Origin of the sequence: Rhodospira trueperi (assembly GCF_900101965.1) — a bacterium.
GTDB classification, from domain to species: domain Bacteria; phylum Pseudomonadota; class Alphaproteobacteria; order Rhodospirillales; family Rhodospirillaceae; genus Rhodospira; species Rhodospira trueperi.
Window position 1 is genome coordinate 64,606 of record NZ_FNAP01000005.1, and the last position, 15,069, is coordinate 79,674.

At 69.1% G+C, this 15,069-nt stretch carries 11 protein-coding genes; 7 read left to right on the forward strand and 4 right to left on the reverse strand.

What is annotated here, in order from left to right; translation table 11 throughout:
• The first annotated feature begins 181 nt into the window (after positions 1 to 181).
• Together dacB and BLS85_RS08090 are read left to right on the forward strand one after the other, a co-directional pair.
• Positions 182 to 1,840, forward strand: a complete 1,659-nt coding sequence (gene dacB, locus BLS85_RS08085; protein ID WP_143027132.1) for a D-alanyl-D-alanine carboxypeptidase/D-alanyl-D-alanine endopeptidase — start codon at positions 182 to 184, stop codon at positions 1,838 to 1,840.
• A gap of 134 nt (positions 1,841 to 1,974) precedes the next feature.
• Positions 1,975 to 2,463 (forward strand): hypothetical protein, encoded by a 489-nt coding sequence (locus BLS85_RS08090; protein ID WP_143027133.1) that lies wholly within the window; start codon positions 1,975 to 1,977, stop codon positions 2,461 to 2,463.
• A gap of 324 nt (positions 2,464 to 2,787) precedes the next feature.
• Here the strand turns inward: BLS85_RS08090 and BLS85_RS08095 are convergent, their stop codons facing one another.
• The gene (locus BLS85_RS08095; RefSeq protein WP_092784986.1) at positions 2,788 to 3,945 is read right to left on the reverse strand and encodes a helix-turn-helix transcriptional regulator; all 1,158 of its coding nucleotides are present in this window, start codon (positions 3,943 to 3,945) and stop codon (positions 2,788 to 2,790) included.
• A gap of 355 nt (positions 3,946 to 4,300) precedes the next feature.
• Between BLS85_RS08095 and BLS85_RS08100 the strand changes: the two genes are divergently transcribed.
• The gene (locus BLS85_RS08100; RefSeq protein WP_092784989.1) at positions 4,301 to 4,531 is read left to right on the forward strand and encodes a hypothetical protein; all 231 of its coding nucleotides are present in this window, start codon (positions 4,301 to 4,303) and stop codon (positions 4,529 to 4,531) included.
• Positions 4,532 to 4,567: 36 nt separating this feature from the next.
• Here BLS85_RS08100 and BLS85_RS08105 read toward each other — a convergent pair whose 3' ends face one another.
• The 3 genes from BLS85_RS08105 to BLS85_RS08115 form a co-directional block, all read right to left on the reverse strand.
• Positions 4,568 to 7,759: an AsmA family protein gene (locus BLS85_RS08105; RefSeq protein ID WP_092784992.1), complete on the reverse strand. Its 3,192-nt coding sequence runs from the start codon at positions 7,757 to 7,759 to the stop codon at positions 4,568 to 4,570.
• 152 nt (positions 7,760 to 7,911) lie between these two features.
• Positions 7,912 to 9,195 (reverse strand): murein transglycosylase A, encoded by a 1,284-nt coding sequence (gene mltA / locus BLS85_RS08110; RefSeq protein ID WP_092784995.1) that lies wholly within the window; start codon positions 9,193 to 9,195, stop codon positions 7,912 to 7,914.
• A gap of 13 nt (positions 9,196 to 9,208) precedes the next feature.
• On the reverse strand, positions 9,209 to 9,910 hold the full coding sequence (locus BLS85_RS08115; RefSeq protein ID WP_092784998.1) for a Tim44/TimA family putative adaptor protein: 702 nt from the start codon (positions 9,908 to 9,910) through the stop codon (positions 9,209 to 9,211).
• 426 nt (positions 9,911 to 10,336) lie between these two features.
• Here BLS85_RS08115 and BLS85_RS19290 point away from each other — a divergent pair, with 426 nt between their 5' ends.
• The 4 genes from BLS85_RS19290 to BLS85_RS08135 all read left to right on the forward strand — a co-directional run bounded on the left by BLS85_RS19290 (position 10,337) and on the right by BLS85_RS08135 (position 14,991).
• Positions 10,337 to 10,927, forward strand: a complete 591-nt coding sequence (locus BLS85_RS19290) for an FxsA family protein (RefSeq protein WP_092785001.1) — start codon at positions 10,337 to 10,339, stop codon at positions 10,925 to 10,927.
• A gap of 144 nt (positions 10,928 to 11,071) precedes the next feature.
• Positions 11,072 to 11,590 (forward strand): protein-export chaperone SecB, encoded by a 519-nt coding sequence (secB, locus tag BLS85_RS08125; RefSeq protein WP_092785003.1) that lies wholly within the window; start codon positions 11,072 to 11,074, stop codon positions 11,588 to 11,590.
• 230 nt (positions 11,591 to 11,820) lie between these two features.
• Complete coding sequence (gene bchE, locus BLS85_RS08130; RefSeq protein ID WP_092785006.1) at positions 11,821 to 13,623, forward strand: magnesium-protoporphyrin IX monomethyl ester anaerobic oxidative cyclase; 1,803 nt, start codon at positions 11,821 to 11,823, stop codon at positions 13,621 to 13,623.
• A gap of 186 nt (positions 13,624 to 13,809) precedes the next feature.
• Positions 13,810 to 14,991, forward strand: coding sequence for a sensor histidine kinase (locus BLS85_RS08135; RefSeq protein ID WP_176793511.1), 1,182 nt, complete (start codon positions 13,810 to 13,812; stop codon positions 14,989 to 14,991).
• Positions 14,992 to 15,069: the final 78 nt, after the last annotated feature.

Here is a 15,069-nt window from a genome sequence, read left to right on the forward strand (position 1 = left end):
ATGTAATCGTTCCGTTTGACGGCCCGTTGTCCTATGATTGCGGCCGCAATGTGGCGCGCCTCCGCTTCCGTGGAGGCCGCTGGGGACGAGTCCGGCGGGGAGACCACCGATGGCGCAAACGTCCAGGGGAGATTGTTCCCGGCGGTCGGCGGCGTCCTGGAGGACAGGGCTCGCGGCTGTTGTGATCGGGGTCGCGCTGGCAGGACACCCGATTGACGTCGGCGCCGCGTCGGCGCCGCCGCCGCCGCCAGCGAAGCCGGTGCCGTCCGACAGTGACGTCGCCGCGGTCGGCCCGTCCTCGTTCGCGTTCGCGTCCGATCCGCGCGGTGCCGTGGCCTTGGCCATGCGTCCGCCGGTCTTGGCCCCGCTGCCGCCCGGGCCGAAACCCGCAGCCCCGCGCCTGACCGAAGCCGAACTGATCGCGCGGGCCGGATTCCAGCCGGATCAGGTCGGCTTTCTGGTCCACGACCTGGAGACGGGCGAGACGGTCGCGAGCCACAACGCCGATCAGGCCGCCTTTATTCCCGCGTCCGTCCTCAAGGTGCCGACCGCCGTGGCCGCGCGCGCGATCCTGGGGCCGGGTCACCGCTTCCGGACCGAAGTCCGTTTCGAGGGGACGCGAACCGGACCGGTGTGGAACGGCACACTGGCCCTGGTGGGCGGTGGCGACCCGGTCCTGGAGTCCGATGACCTGCGGCGGCTCGTCGCGACCCTGAAGGCGGCCGGGCTGGAGCGCCTGGACGGGCGGTTCGTCTACGACGACTCGGCCCTGATCGGCGCGCCGGTCATCGAGCCGACACAGCCGCCCGAACACGCCTACAATCCCGGCCTGTCCGCGCTGACGCTGGACTTCAATCGGGTGCGGGTGCAGTGGCGCGGCGATGCGGTTGATCTCGTCAAGGTGTACGGCACGCCGGTCGAGGGCGTGCCGATCCGACTGCGACGTGACACCGACACGGCGGGTTGGTCGCGGGCCGGCCCGGCCCTGCGCCACGAGTTCGCCGGGGCAGACGCCCGTGACCCCGGCGGTGCGGTGACGGAGCGTTGGGCGCTGTCTCCGTACGCGCCGCGGGACGGCGCCCTCTGGCTGCCGGTGAAGGCCCCGGCGCCCTTCGTGGCCGCCGTCTTCCGGGCCGTGGCGGCGGAAGCCGGTGTGGTGTTGCCCGAGCCCGAGGCCGCCGAAGGCCCGGCGCGCGGCGTGACGGTGGCGTTCCATCGCAGTCCGCGCCTGGATGTCATCCTGGCCAGCGGCCTGAAACACAGCAACAACCTGCTGGCGGAACTGGTCGGCCTGGCGGCGACACGGCACCTGGAGGGGCGACCGTTGGCGTTGGCGGACTCGGCGGCGCGCCTGGAAACGTGGCTGGCGGAGGCCATGCCCTGGGTGGACTGGACCGGGTTTCACATGGCCAATCATTCCGGCCTGTCGCCGGCCAGTCGCGCCAGTCCCGATCAACTCGTCTCCATCCTGCGCTATGCCCACGATCAGGCCCGGGCGCGGGGGGTGAGCCCATTTCACGCGCTGCTGCCGGATCGCCACTTCCCGGATCCGGAGTCGACCGTGGTCGCCGCCGGCGTGCGCGTCGGAAGCCTGACCCCGCGCGTGGCCGCTAAGAGCGGCACGGTCTACCACGGCCGGGGCCTGTCCGGCATTGCCATGGGGCGCAGCGGGCATCGGCTGGTGTTCGCGGTGTTCACCTCCGACGTGACGGCACGTCAACGCTTTGACGAGGGCTATCTGCACTACTCGGGTCGGGCCGTCTCCCGCGCGCGGGCGCAGTTGGGGCGGGCGCGGGATTTGGAACACGCCCTGCTTCTGACCTGGATTTCGGAGCATTGACGGCCGTTCGGGTCGCGCGGACAGGCGGCGCGTGGCTGGCCGCTCTCGCTGTGGGGGCGGGGTGGGCCGGTGCATCGTTGCCGGCGTTCGCCCAATCCGGATCCGCGCCGCCGTTCGGGGGGGCGGAGACGCTCGTGTTCGAGCCGCCGGCCGGCTGGGTGGAGGTCTTCCGCGATGACCGGGCCGCGTTGCGCGTGGTGCATCTGATGCCGGAGGGTCAGGACCCCAGCGCGTGGCGCGACATGGTGACGGTGCAGGTGCTGAAGACGCCCCAGCCGCCGACGCTGGCCGACCTGCACGCCCGGGCGGTGGCGGTCTACGACGCCGAGTGCGAGGAACGCTTGGGCGGACCGATGCAGACCGGCGAGACCAACGGAGTCGAAACCGGATTCTGGACCCTGGGATGTAGCCTCAACAGCGACTCGGGTCTTGGAGAGACGGCTTTCTTCAAGGCCATGGTGGGCCTGGAGGGGGTCTATATCGTACAGCGCGCGTGGCAGGTGGAGCCCTTTGAGCCGTCCGCCGGACCCGGCATTCCGGACGAGGACCAGCGTGCGGCCATCGCCCTGTTGCAGGGCGTGACCCTGTGTCTTCCGGACAGTCAGGATCATCCGTGTCCGTGACAGGGGGCCGGGCCCGACCACGCCCAACCGCATTACGGAAAAGTCATGTTGCGGCAAATTACCCGTTAGGTCCGCTGGGGCATATTGGAACCATCAGAACGGTACTCCACGGCCGGTTTTGAACCTCGAGGCAGCGAGGATACCCCATTCAGCCAGATCCTCTTGGTAGTCCCTAAACCCCTACCGGTGTTTCCGACCCAGAGCATGCATCCGCGAACCGAGCGTTTCAGCCACGCAATGGTTCGATCAAGGTTCGAAGCAACGCCCGTCGCGCGGTCAATCGTGCGGCGGGCGTTTCGATTCGGGGAGTGTGGGGCCCGTCTCTCACCGCGCCTCGGCCACCATGCGAACCAGGTCCGTCTGCGAGGATGCGCCCATCTTGTCGCGGATTACCTTGATGTGCTTACGCACGGTTTCGTAGCCGCGTCCGGTCTCGTCGGCGACCTTGCGAGCCGACCCGGCGCGCACGAGCGCATCCAGAATCGCCGCCTCGGTGGTGGTCAGGCCGAACAGCCGTTGCAGGCGCTCCGTGTCGGTCTCGTAACGGCGCGACGGGTCGGTGATGAACACCCCGACCAGGGCGCTCTCCGGAACCAAACCAGCGGTCTCGCACGCGCGGTCGGCCAGCGAGGATACCGAGACATGAATCGGCGGGCCGTCGTCGCGTGCGGGCAGAACCATGTTGACCGGCGCACTCTCCCGCCCCGCCATGCCGGCCACCCCGGCGCCGAGGATGGCGGCGCGCAGGGTCTCGGTGGTCGGCCCGTCCACCGCGCGCAAGGGGCCGTTGGCATCGGTCAACGCCCGCCCCTGGTCGAGCAGGGCCCGCGCCGCCGGGTTGGCGTGAACCGGCCGGGCGAAGCGGTCGACGATCAACACCGCCGCCTCGATCTTCTCGAACGCGCGAACGAACGCATGCGCCCGCGCGCGGCTGCCGGCCAGGGCCATGGTCACCTCGAACGCCCGGCGCAGGTGCGGCACGTACAGCGACAGGTGATCGAGATCGTCCTGGGTGAAGGGACCCGTGCGGCGTGCCCGTGTCACGCCCAGGATCGCAATAAGGTCCTGGTCCTCCGAGGGCACGCTGTACCAAAGCGTGTAGTCAAACCCCCACGGTTCGTGCAGGTGCTTGTATGCCGTGCTCGCGTGCCACTCCTTGTCGGTCAGGAATTCTCGACAGTGACGCGGCCGGTAGTTCTCGCAGACCACGAAAGGGGTGCGCGGGTCGGCGGTCGCGAAGTCCTCATAGGTGAGGTACGCGTCTTCCTGCTCCTTGGTTAACCCATCCCCGTAAGACATCAGAAGGGTGGGATGGTTGAGCCGTGACAGGTTGAACTGCCCGACCTCGACCCGGAGCGCCCGCCGCAGGTCCCGCAGCACGGCCGGCCATTTCGACGGGTCCAGCGCCGCGTCGTAGAAGCGGGGCGACAGCTCCAGCGCTTGGCGCAGGCGCTCTTCCGTCGTCCTGGACAGTGAAAGCATGGCGTGGGCGATTCCGAGATTGATCCCGTGTCAACCGAAGCAGCGAGAGTCGTCCTTTGCCGATCCGGGACCGATGAGAAGCATTCTGCGGTGTGTCCTGCGAAAACAAAACACATCTTAAAACGAGTCACGCCGATGCCTGCGCTTTTTATGGGAGATGTCGGCGCATGCAACATGAAAGAGATCTCTTTCGTTGCGGTCCGGGCACGTCATTGAACGTTCTGCTTGAAGCGCGGCGAAGCTTTTTTGGCCTTGGTCGGGGCTGTCCCCCCAATTGGGGGGCGCGAGTCGCATGATGGGGCTGTACCATTGCTGTCAGCACGCAAACCCCTCCGATTTTTGATGGATTGCCACCATGCGCCCACCGGTTCCCATGATGCCGATCGATGATCTTGATGTGGAGCAGGTCGACGACGTTGCCCGCCATGCCAATGACGACGTGAAACGGACGATGGCCCAGGCCGCCTGGACGCGGTTGCGTCAGGTCGAGCTGGACGCCGATACCCTGGGGGGACGGGAACTGTCGTTTCTGGTCAGTTGTGCGCGCGAGGTTCTGGAACGGCGCTGGGGGCGGTTCGACTGCTGAATCAACCCGGCGGCCGAGACCGATGGCGCGAAAACGCTATCGGGTGAGGTCGCGCAGCAGATCCTCGACGATGCTGTCGGGGGTCTCGCGGGCCGGTGGCTGTGGGTCCGGGCTTGGCTGGGGGGCGGCCGGTCTGGGGTTGGCCGGTCTGGGGTTGGCCGGTCTGGGGGCGGTCCGGACGGTGACGTCCGGCGCCCCCAGGGGGCCGCTGACGGAGACGGGAATCCGCTCCGGCAGGCGGATGACCCGATTCAACCCGTCCCTCAAGCGCTCGTCGAGGATGGCCGCCGTGCCCGATGCCTCGACGGTATGGTCCGTCAGGTTGACCGTGCCGGCGAAGCTGGCCTCGTACAGCGGCGACGTCACGCGCAGCGGATCGACCCCGAGGGTTCCGGCGCTGAGGACGAAATCGCTGTCCAGGTCGGTGAGGCGTTGCTCGCGGGACAGATCACCCAGCACCGAGGACGCCAGATCGTTCAGGGCCGCAATCGGCTCCAGCAGTGCGGCCAGCGGGCTGTCCAACCCTTCTGCGGCCGCGCCGTCGAGCCCCGTCAGGCTCAGGTGGCCCTTTCCGGTCAGGTCGGCCAGCAGGGCTGGTGCGGTCTCTCCCGCGCCGCCGATCTCGATCTCAAGGGCGGCGGTGCCGTCGGCGCTGTCCTCCGCGTCCTGCCCGAGCAGGCGCGCCACGCTGATGTCGCGCGCGGACAGGCTCAGGTCGTAGGTGGGGGGCGATCCGGCGACCACGGTCACGGTGCCCTCGACTTGGCCACCGTGCACCTCGCCTGTCAGCGGATCAATCCGCAACACCCCGTCGGCCAGATGGGCCGTCATGTCGACTTTCGTCACCGTGTGTCCGCCGAGGTCGAGGGTCTCGGCCCGCAGGGCGACATCGGCGTCCAGCCCGTCGAGCACTGTCGGCGGCGGCAGCGCCGCTACCGTCAGGGCGGGGGTCGAAAGCGCCGCCGTCAGGTGAGGCCGCTCTCCGTCCAGCGTCAGGCGGCCCTGTCCGGTCAGCGTGCTGTCGCCCACGCGCAGGTCCAGGTCGTTCACCTCGACCGCAGTCTGGTCGCCGCGCGCCTGGGCGGTCAGCGAGACGGCGCCCGGTGACACGGTGTTTGGCGCCCGCTCCGGCCCTATCAGCCGCACCAGGCGGCCGGCATCGGGATGGCGCAGATCGACCGCGATGTCGAACCGGGGGTCGGGACCGAGCAGGCCGGTCAGGCGTCCGTTGGTATCGAGGCTGCCGCCCTGGGCGCGGGTGGCCGTGGTGATGTCCAGCGCTTCCGGGGTGCCGTCCAGGGTCAGGGCCTGGGTGACGGCGCCAAGGCGGCGCAGCGCGGGCGGCGGATCAACCCGAAGCAGGCGTGCCGAGCGGGCGGGATTGGCCGTCTCCGCCGTGATCGTGACCTGCTCCGCGCGCGGCAGGCCGTCAAGGTCTGCGAGCGCGCCTGTGGCCGTCACCTGAATCCCCGCGACATCGCCCACCTGCGCCCGGTCCAGCGACAGCCGTCCGCGCACCAACGCGCCCTGAAGCAGGATGTCCCGGACCGGCAGGTCATCGACGGTCAATTGCCCCACGGCGAAGCGGACGTTGGCATCCAGGCCGCTCAGCACGCTGCCGAGAAGGCTGAACGGCAACGGGGTGTCGGCGCCGCGCGGTCTGTAGGCGTCTAGGTTCAGGGAGTCGAGACTGACGTTGAGACCGATGCCCGGACGCGGCCCGGGGCGCAGCACGACGGCGCCGGTGGCCCGCGTGGTATCAAGCGTCATGTCGATGTCTCGGGCGCTCAGGGTCCCCGGGCTGCCGTCCAACGCGGCCGTCAGCGTGAACGCCCGCAGCCGATCCGGCGGGATGGCGCCGACGGGCACGCGGAGCCATGCCAGAACCTCGCGCAGGTTGCCGGAGCGGGCCTCGATCATGCCGGTCGCATGGGGGTGCCCGTCGCGGGCCTCGACCTCTCCGGTCACGCTGATCTCCGAGACCCCGGGCATGGCGGCGCGGGCCGTATCGAGGCGCACCCGCCCATCCTCCAGACGCGCGGCAAGATGGACCCGGCGCACCGGTTCACCGTGCCACGTCAGGGCGTCCGCCGACAGGTCGAGCGCGGCGCTCAGCCCCTGGGGAACGGCAAACGTCCAGGCCTCTGAAGTGTTGGCCGGTGGCGCGAGGCCGGCGATCCAGGCGTCCAGGTCCAGCGGTCGCAGGCGCAGATCGGCGTCAACGGTGGGCGCGGCCCCGGAGGCAAGGGAAAGGCGCGCGTCACCCCGGGCTTCCGCCGGGCCCAGGCTCAGGTCTAGGCTGGAGACGGTGACCTCCTGGAGCGTGGTCGACACATCGGCCCGCAGCGACGCCGGCATGGTGAGGCGGGCGAGGGCAGGGGGCGCCGTCAGGGCCTTCGTCGACTGGGCGAGGCTCGCGGATGTCGCCTCGACCCGGCCCTGAAACGCGGGTTCGCGCCGGACGTCGCGCACCGTGCCGGTGATCGCGACGGTGTCGCCGGTGTCAGGAAATAGGAGATTGGCGTCCAGCGGCACCCGCCGCCCGTCGCGCAGTTCGCCGAGCGCGATATCGAGCGCCACCGGCCGATGCCACAGCCGCGCGTCTCCCTGAACCCGAAAGGGACCGCGCAGGCTGGTCGCGGACAGGGTCAGGGCCGGCGCCTTGACGCGGAGATCCCAGCCGCGCGTCGCGTCGCGGAAGACGATCAGGCCATTCTCGACCCGCACGCTGTCCAGTCGCACGGTCAGGCCGACGCCATTGTCGGTCGGCTCCGACGTGTGGGGCGGGGCATGGCCCGGCACGGGCAGCGTCACGCCGCTGCCCGTGTGGCCCGTTGCTCCGGTGTCGAACACCCAGTTGGCGCGGCCGTCCTCCAGCCGTTCCAGCAGCACCACGGGATCAATGACCCGCACCGAGCGCACCCGCAGTTCACCCTGAAGAAGCGGGGCCAGATCCACCGCCACTTTCAGGGCGCCGATGCGAGCCATATCGAGCGTGCCGCCGCCGTCGATGTTGGCCAGCCGCACACCCTCTACCGACAGCGTGGGCGACGGCAGCACCTGCATCGAGAGGGCGCCGTCGATCGCCACCGCGCGCCCCGTGGCGGCCTCGATGCGGGCGGCGATCTGCTGCCGGTAGGGATTCCAGTCGATGAACGACGGCACCACGAGCACCGTGGCCACCACCACGATCAGCAGGAGCGCCAGGGTCAGGAGCAGGGTCTTCAAAGTCGGGGATCTCCCGCGAGGCCCCGGGGGCGGGGGCCCCGGCGACGGCGTTCATGACCTGGACGGCATGGTACCCGCAATCGACGGTCGCGGCAAAACCGGGTGCGGCGTTCAGGCAACTGCACACGCGGCGCGTCGCAATCCGGCAACACCTACATCATCAGCGGGTCGAGGTCTGCCCCGCGCGGGACCAGCAGCCACGTCCGACCCGGGTTGGCCATGCGGCCGGCCTGACGAAACGCCGTTTCGCCCGCGCCCCAGAACACGTCCCCCCTGTTGATGCCCTGGATGGCTGAGCCGGTATCCTGGGCCGCCATCAGGCGCCGCAACGGCCGGCCGTCGGGATCGGTGGTGTCCAGCCAGACCAGGGCGCCCAGGGGGATGACCGTCGGGTCCACGGCCAGACTGCGCAACGGCGTGAGCGGCACGCCAAGGGCGCCGATGGGACCGGCGCCGGTAATCTCGCGGAAGAAGATGTAGCGCGGATTCTCCCGCATCAGCGCTTGGCCTTGCTCGGGGTTGGCGCGCAACCACGCGCGGATCGCTGGCATGGAACGCCCGTCCGTCAGGCCGCGTTCGCGCACCAGTTTGCCGATGCCGACAAAAGGCTGTCCGTTGTTGGCGGCATAGCCGATGCGGGTGCGGCTTCCGTCTGGAAGGGTGACCTGCCCCGATCCCTGGATGTGCAGGATGTGCAGGTCGCTGGGATCATCGGCCCAGAACAGCACCGGCGCCTTGCCTTCCAGGGCGCCGTCCTCGATGGCGGCGCGGGTGTGGTAAGGGCCGCCGCCGGCCTGGGTGCCCTGACCGTTGGCCATGACCAGATCGTCTGGGAGGCCATAGACGGGGACCCGGTAGCGGCCGCCCCGCGCGCGGGCGGCGTGGATATGGGCCTCGTAATAGCCGGTGAACAGGCCGCGCGCCGAGGCGTCGCTGCTGGTGATGGCGTAGGCGCGGAACTGGCGTTGGATCGCGGCCCGGAAGGCTTCGGTGTCGCCCTCCGGCACGGTGGCGAGCCGGCGGCAGGCAACCTGCCACTCGGCCACGGTTCCGGCCAGGGTGTGGAGCGTGGCCGGCCCCCGCGTTGCCAGCGTACGGCTGGGCGGCTGGGTGGCCAGCCGCTCGCACGTTTGGGCGAGGGCCGGACGGATCTCGTTCACGCGGTCGAGGGTCCAGCCGGGCAGGGCGGTCAGGGAGGCGGGTGTATAGATGGCCCGAGGCGGCGGTTCGGCGACGCGTGGCGCGCAGGAGACCGCGAGCCCCCCCAGCACGGCCACAACCCCGAAGCCGGCGGCCACGGTGACGCGGCGTCGGACGCGGGCGGGTCTGGCTTCCCAAGCCCTCAGGCCGCTTTCCAGGGAGACGACGAAGCGCCGGGCGCGGCGCCTTAGGCGACGTCGGACCCACTGCAAGGCGGCACGGCGCCGGTCCACCATGGGCGCGGCCTAGTTAATCGTCATCGGGAGTGCGCGTCGCCACCAGGGCCCAGTTCGGATCACTCGAGGCGGTGTCACGGGCAAAGGTCCAGATGTCGGTGACCTTGGCGATGCGGTCCGGGTCCCCGTCGACAACCTTGCCGTCGCGGTCGCGGATGACGTTCACCTGATCGGAGACGAACTCGACGGTGACGTTGGCGATCCGATCCTCAAGGGCGGCTTCCGTGACCGACACGCTCTTGATGCTCAACAGTTCGGTTTCCATGACCTCGCCGGCCGAGTCGCGTTCGTCGATGGCGTTGGCGAATCCCTTGTAGACCTCATCGGACAGCAAGGGCCGGAGCGTCTCCTTCTCCCCCTTGGCGAAGGCGGTGACGATCATCTCGAACGCACCGCGCGCGCCCTGCAGGAAGGCGTCGGGATCGAAGCCGGGGTCGGCGGCGACCACGTCGTCAAGGCCGGGGGCGGCAAAGCGGCGGCCGGCGGCGTGGGGAGGCGTGCCGATCTCGTCGCCGTCGCCCGCGCGGCGGCGTCCGGGTAGGTCGATGACGTTGTCATCGTGCGTGCCGCGCTCGGTGGTTTGGCCGTCGAAGGGCGTGCGCCTGGGTTTTTCGTTCCCCGTGCGCTTGCCCAACACGCTACGCAGCCGCAGCACAAGAAAGGCCGCGATCATGGCGAAGAAGATGATGTCGATGAACTGGAAGCCGTCGCCCATGGTCAGTCGAAACTCGCCGTTTGGCCCGGCGCGGTGGGCCGCGTCCGAACCGTGATGTGCGCGCAGCGGCGCGGAAACAGACCCAGCACTCCGGCCCCGTCCGTGGTGCCAGCATCCCAACGTCGGCCGTCCCCTGGACCTTGGCCGCTTCGTTGGGCTAAACACGAGGCCGGACCCGCCGCGCCGACGGCCCGAGTCCACAGTCTGCGGGAGCCGGCGGCGCCGATCAACCCGCCATGTGTCATCGGGGGTCTCCTCCGGGCCGTCGCGGGTCCCATTTCCCCCGGAGCCCGGTCTGACCGGTAGATAAGGGCGAGGGCGCGCGCGGGCAAGGCGTTTTCCGAACCTGTTCGGATCCGACCCCGTTTCGTGTCGCGCGGTGGCGACTCGATGCTCCAGCCAAGGCCAAGACGAAAGGCCCTGAAGATGCCCTTCCTTCTTCTGTTCGCGTTCATCGGTGTTCCCATTCTGGAGATCGCGGTCTTCATCCAGGTCGGCGGTTTTATTGGCCTCGGGGCCACGTTGGTTCTCGTGGTGCTGACGGCCATCGCCGGCACGCTGTTGCTGCGCGCCCAGGGGCTGTCCACGCTCGGCCGGGCGCGGGCCAGTCTCGACCGGGGCGAGGTGCCGGTGCGCGAGGTGTTTGACGGTGCCTGCCTGCTGGTGGGGGGCGTGCTGCTGCTGACGCCCGGTTTCGTGACCGATACGCTCGGCTTCCTGCTGCTGCTGCCGCCGTTCCGGGGGGTCGTGCTGGAGCGGCTGAAGAAGTCCGGCCATCTGCATGTTTATACCGCCGGAGGCGGCCGGGGTCCGGAGGGTTCTGGCCCGGCGGGCCCGGGCCCGGGCCCGGCGCGGCCGACGGGCGGCGGAGCCGGGCCCGTGATCGACGGCGAGTTCGAGGAAGTGGGGCCGGCCCGCCCGACGCGCTGGAGCGGGCTTGAAGCGAACGGCCAGGGCGATGACGAGGCCCCGGCGCCGCCCGCCGCCCCTCCAGCCGACTCTGACGGGAATCGCTGAGGCGGGCGCCGCGCGCGCGCCCGCCGCTCGGTTGTCAGGCGTCGCTGGTTCGTGCTACGCCACCGCCACGCCAAGTGCCGGCCGCTGAGATCGCTGCGGCGTCCCGGCGGCCCATCCTGATCCGTCCCCTGGGAGACCGCATCAATGAGCGAACCGACCAATGCCGCCGGTGGTGGCCAGGAACAGCCGCCCCTGGTCATCAACTTTCAGTACGCGCGCGACGTGTCCTTCGAGGCGCCGCATGCTCCGGGCATCTACATGGAAATGCGCTCCGCCCCCGAAATCTCGGTGAATGTCGACGTACAGGCGCATCCCATCGACGAGGGGCGCGGGCTGTACGAGGTGCGCCTCAAGCTGGGCGCCGAGGGTAAACTGGGCGAGAAGGTCGCCTTCATCGCCGAACTGGATTACGGCGCGGCCGTGACCGTCAATGCCTCCGAGGACCATCGCTATCCCCTGCTTCTGGTCGAGGCACCGCGCCACATGTTCCCGTTCGCGCGCAACATTCTGGCCGACATGACCCGGGATGGCGGATTTCCGCCCATCGTTCTGCAGCCGATCGACTTCGTTGCTCTGTTCCGTCAGCGCGTACAGGCGGCGCAGCAGGCCAAGCAGGCCGCAGGGACGCCGCCGGCCGGCGGGGGCAACGGTGGCGCCGCCTGACACCGCGTGCCTTGATCTGACAGCGCGGTTGACTCGGCGGCGGCGAGGTTCGATACTGCGTGACTAGGAATGACACAATCTCAAGGACTTATCCGGTTGGTCGCGGGAGATTGGCGAACCGCACCCAGTTTTGACCGACAAAGCGCGCGACGGGCGCCGGCCTGTCGCGCGCTTTGTCGTGCCCGTTTATCGTCATCGGCGTTTCGTTCCCGTTTCTGAGGAGGCCGCTCATGCGGATCGTTCTGGTCCAGCCCAACTATCACTCCGGTGGCGCGGAGGTCGCCGGGGCCTGGTCGCCGGCCTGGGTGGCGTATCTGGCCGGATACCTGAAGGCCAAGGGCGGCTACACCGACATCCGGTTCATCGATGCGATGACCGACGACATGACGGAAGACCAGCTTCGTGCCGAACTGGCCAAGGAGCAGCCGGACATCGTCGGCACCACCGCCAACACGCCGGCCATCTACAAGGCCGAGCGGGTGCTGGAAATCGCCCGCGAAATGTTCCCGCACGCGGTCACCGTGCTGGGCGGCATCCACGGCACCTTCATGTACCAGCAGGTGCTGCGCGAGGCGCCGTGGATCGACGCCATCGTGCGCGGCGAGGGCGAGGAAGTGTTCCTGAACCTGGTGCGCGCCGTCGACCAGGGTCAGTGGCCGGACGCGCGCGGGCAGGTCAAGGGCATCGCCTACGGCGAGGGCGAGAAGGTGATCGCCACCCAGGCCGAGGCGCCGATCCGCGACGCCGACGACATTGTCGCCGACTGGGGCGTGCTGGACTGGAAGAAGTACATCTATATCCCGACCGGGACGCGCGTGGCGACGCCGAACATGGCGCGCGGTTGCCCGTTCACGTGCTCCTTCTGCTCGCAGTGGAAGTTCTGGCGCGACTACCGGGTGCGCGACCCGAAGAAGGTTGTCGACGAGATCGAGACCCTGGTGAAAGAGCACAAGGTCGGCTTCTTCATCCTCGCCGACGAGGAACCGACCATCAACAAGAAGGCCTTCATCGCCTTCTGCGAGGAACTCAAGGCCCGTAAGCTGGACGTCCTGTGGGGCATCAACACCCGCGTGACCGACGTGCTGCGCGACGAGGACCTGCTGCCGTTCTACCGCTCCGCCGGACTGGTGCACATCTCGCTCGGCACCGAGGCGGCGGCCCAGCTCAACCTCGATCTGTTCCACAAGGAAACCACGGTCGCCGACAACAAGCGGGCCATCGACCTGCTGCGCGAGAACGGCATCGTCACCGAAGCCCAGTTCATCGTCGGCCTGGAGAACGAGACGGTCGAGACCATCGAGGAAACGTTCGCACTGTGCATGGACTGGAACCCGGACATGGCCAACTGGTCCATGTTCACGCCGTGGCCGTTCTCTGACCTGTACCGCGAGATGGGCGATCAGGTGGAGGTTCATGACTTCTCGCAGTACAACTTCGTGACCCCGATCATGAAGCCCAAGGCCATGGAGCGCGGCGAACTGCTCGACGCGGTCATGTCCTGCTACCGGCGCTTCTATTCCAAGAAGGCGCTGTTCAGCTATCCCTGGGTGCCGGGCGACAAGACGCGCCGCAAGTACCTGCAGGGCTGCCTGAAGGCGTATATGCTCAGCGCCTTCAAGCGCCAGTTCTACAACCTGGGCAAGGTGGGGTACTGGGGTCCGCACACCATCAAGAAGGTCAAGTTTGCCTTCGACCGCTCGCGCAAGCTGGAACAGACCCCGGACGAGGTGGCGACGGCGGACTGGAAGTCGGCCTCCAAGCGCAAGCAGGACGAGATCGACGCCGGCATCCGCGCCTACAAGGAGGCCGGGCAGCCGCTCGACCGCAGCCAGAACCAGCAGGCCGCCAGCCAAAAGGTCATGGCCTGCGGCGGCGGCGACGAGCAGATGAGCGAGCACGCCATGCTGTCGGCCATGGGCGGCTGCGGCAGCGGCAACGACCAGCAATTGTCCGAGCACGAAATGGAACGGGCCATGAAGCCCTGCGCCACCGGCGAGGAGCCGGAACTGGAAGAGGCCGGAACGCGGCGGTAGCTGCGACCGCCCCAGATCCCACGTTCACAACCGCCCCGCCGTCGTCCGATGGTGGGGCGGTTGGCGTTTTTGGGACGGGGCGTGGAATATTGCACGTGTGGCGCGTATTTCAACAATTCCCATGCCTTCTTTTGTCGATCCCCTTATACTGTCCCTGGAGGCTTTCGAGGGGGGAGGCACATCCTCATGGAGGTTGCGGGCACCACGACGGCGGGGGGCGGCGAGGCCGGCCGGGGCGGCGCCGGTTCAGGGGATTGGCCTTCCGATATGGTTCTGGAGGCCATCGCCGATCCGGTGTTCATCAAGGACACCGATCTGGTCTATCGGGCTTGCAATGCGCAGTTCGCCGAGGTGGTGCTCGGCCGCGAGCGTGACGCGGTGATCGGCCGGCGCACCGCGGCCTTCATGGGGACGTGGATTGCCGAGGTGCATGAATCGCGAGACCGGGCGCTGCTGCTGGACGGGGGGGCGCAGACCTACGAGGCCGACATCCGCTACGCCAGCGGGGCGCGCGGTCGCGCCCGCTTCGTCAAGGGCCTGCTGCGGGACCGCGCCGGCGCGGTGATCGGGATCCTTGGGGTCATGCACGATGTTTCCCACGAGGTCGAACTGAACCGCGCCCGTGCCCGGGCCGAGCAGGCCAACGCCGCCAAGGATCGCTTCCTCGTCAACATGAGCCATCAGGTCCGCACGCCGCTGAACACCATGCTCGGCTATGCCGAGGCGCTGTCCCTGGGCATGGTCGGCGACGTGACCGCCCGGCAGCGCGAGCACCTGGAGAGCATCCAGCGCGCCGGCCGCCAATTGGAAGAGGTTCTAACGGTGGTGCTGGACGTGGCCCATCAGGGCGACCCGTCCCGCCGCGAGACCGTCACCGCGCTGGTGCCCGACGAGGTCTGCGCGCAAGCCCTGCGTCAAGTTCTGCCCGAGGCCGAAAAGGCCGGCGTGGCCCTGGTGATGGAGGAGTCCGATCCTCTGCTCGCCGAGCACCGGGTGTGGGTGGACGCCCGCGCCATGCGGCACATCCTGCGCAGCCTGCTGGCCAGCGCCATCGCCTTCACCAGGTCGGGGGGGCGTGTTTCGGTCTCCGCGCGGCTGGATCGCGACCGGGTGGCCTTCCGCGTCAGCGACAGCGGCGGCGGTTTGGCGGGCGACCATGTCCGGGCCATTCTGGATCGCGGTCATGCGGGTGCCGGGTCCGGGATGCTGGAGACGCCCGCGCCGGGCGTCGGCCTGACCATCGTCAAGACGCTGGCGGCGGCCATGGGCGGCAGCCTGGATCTGGACAGCGTGCCGGGGCGCGGCACTACGGCCACAGTCTGTCTGCCCGTTGACCGTCGGCGCGACGGGGGCCGGCGGCGGTCATGAAAATGTCGGGCGGGCGGGCGCTTTCCGGGCTTCGCGACGGGCCGGCGGGCGTGATAGGGTGCCGCACCTGTCCGCGAT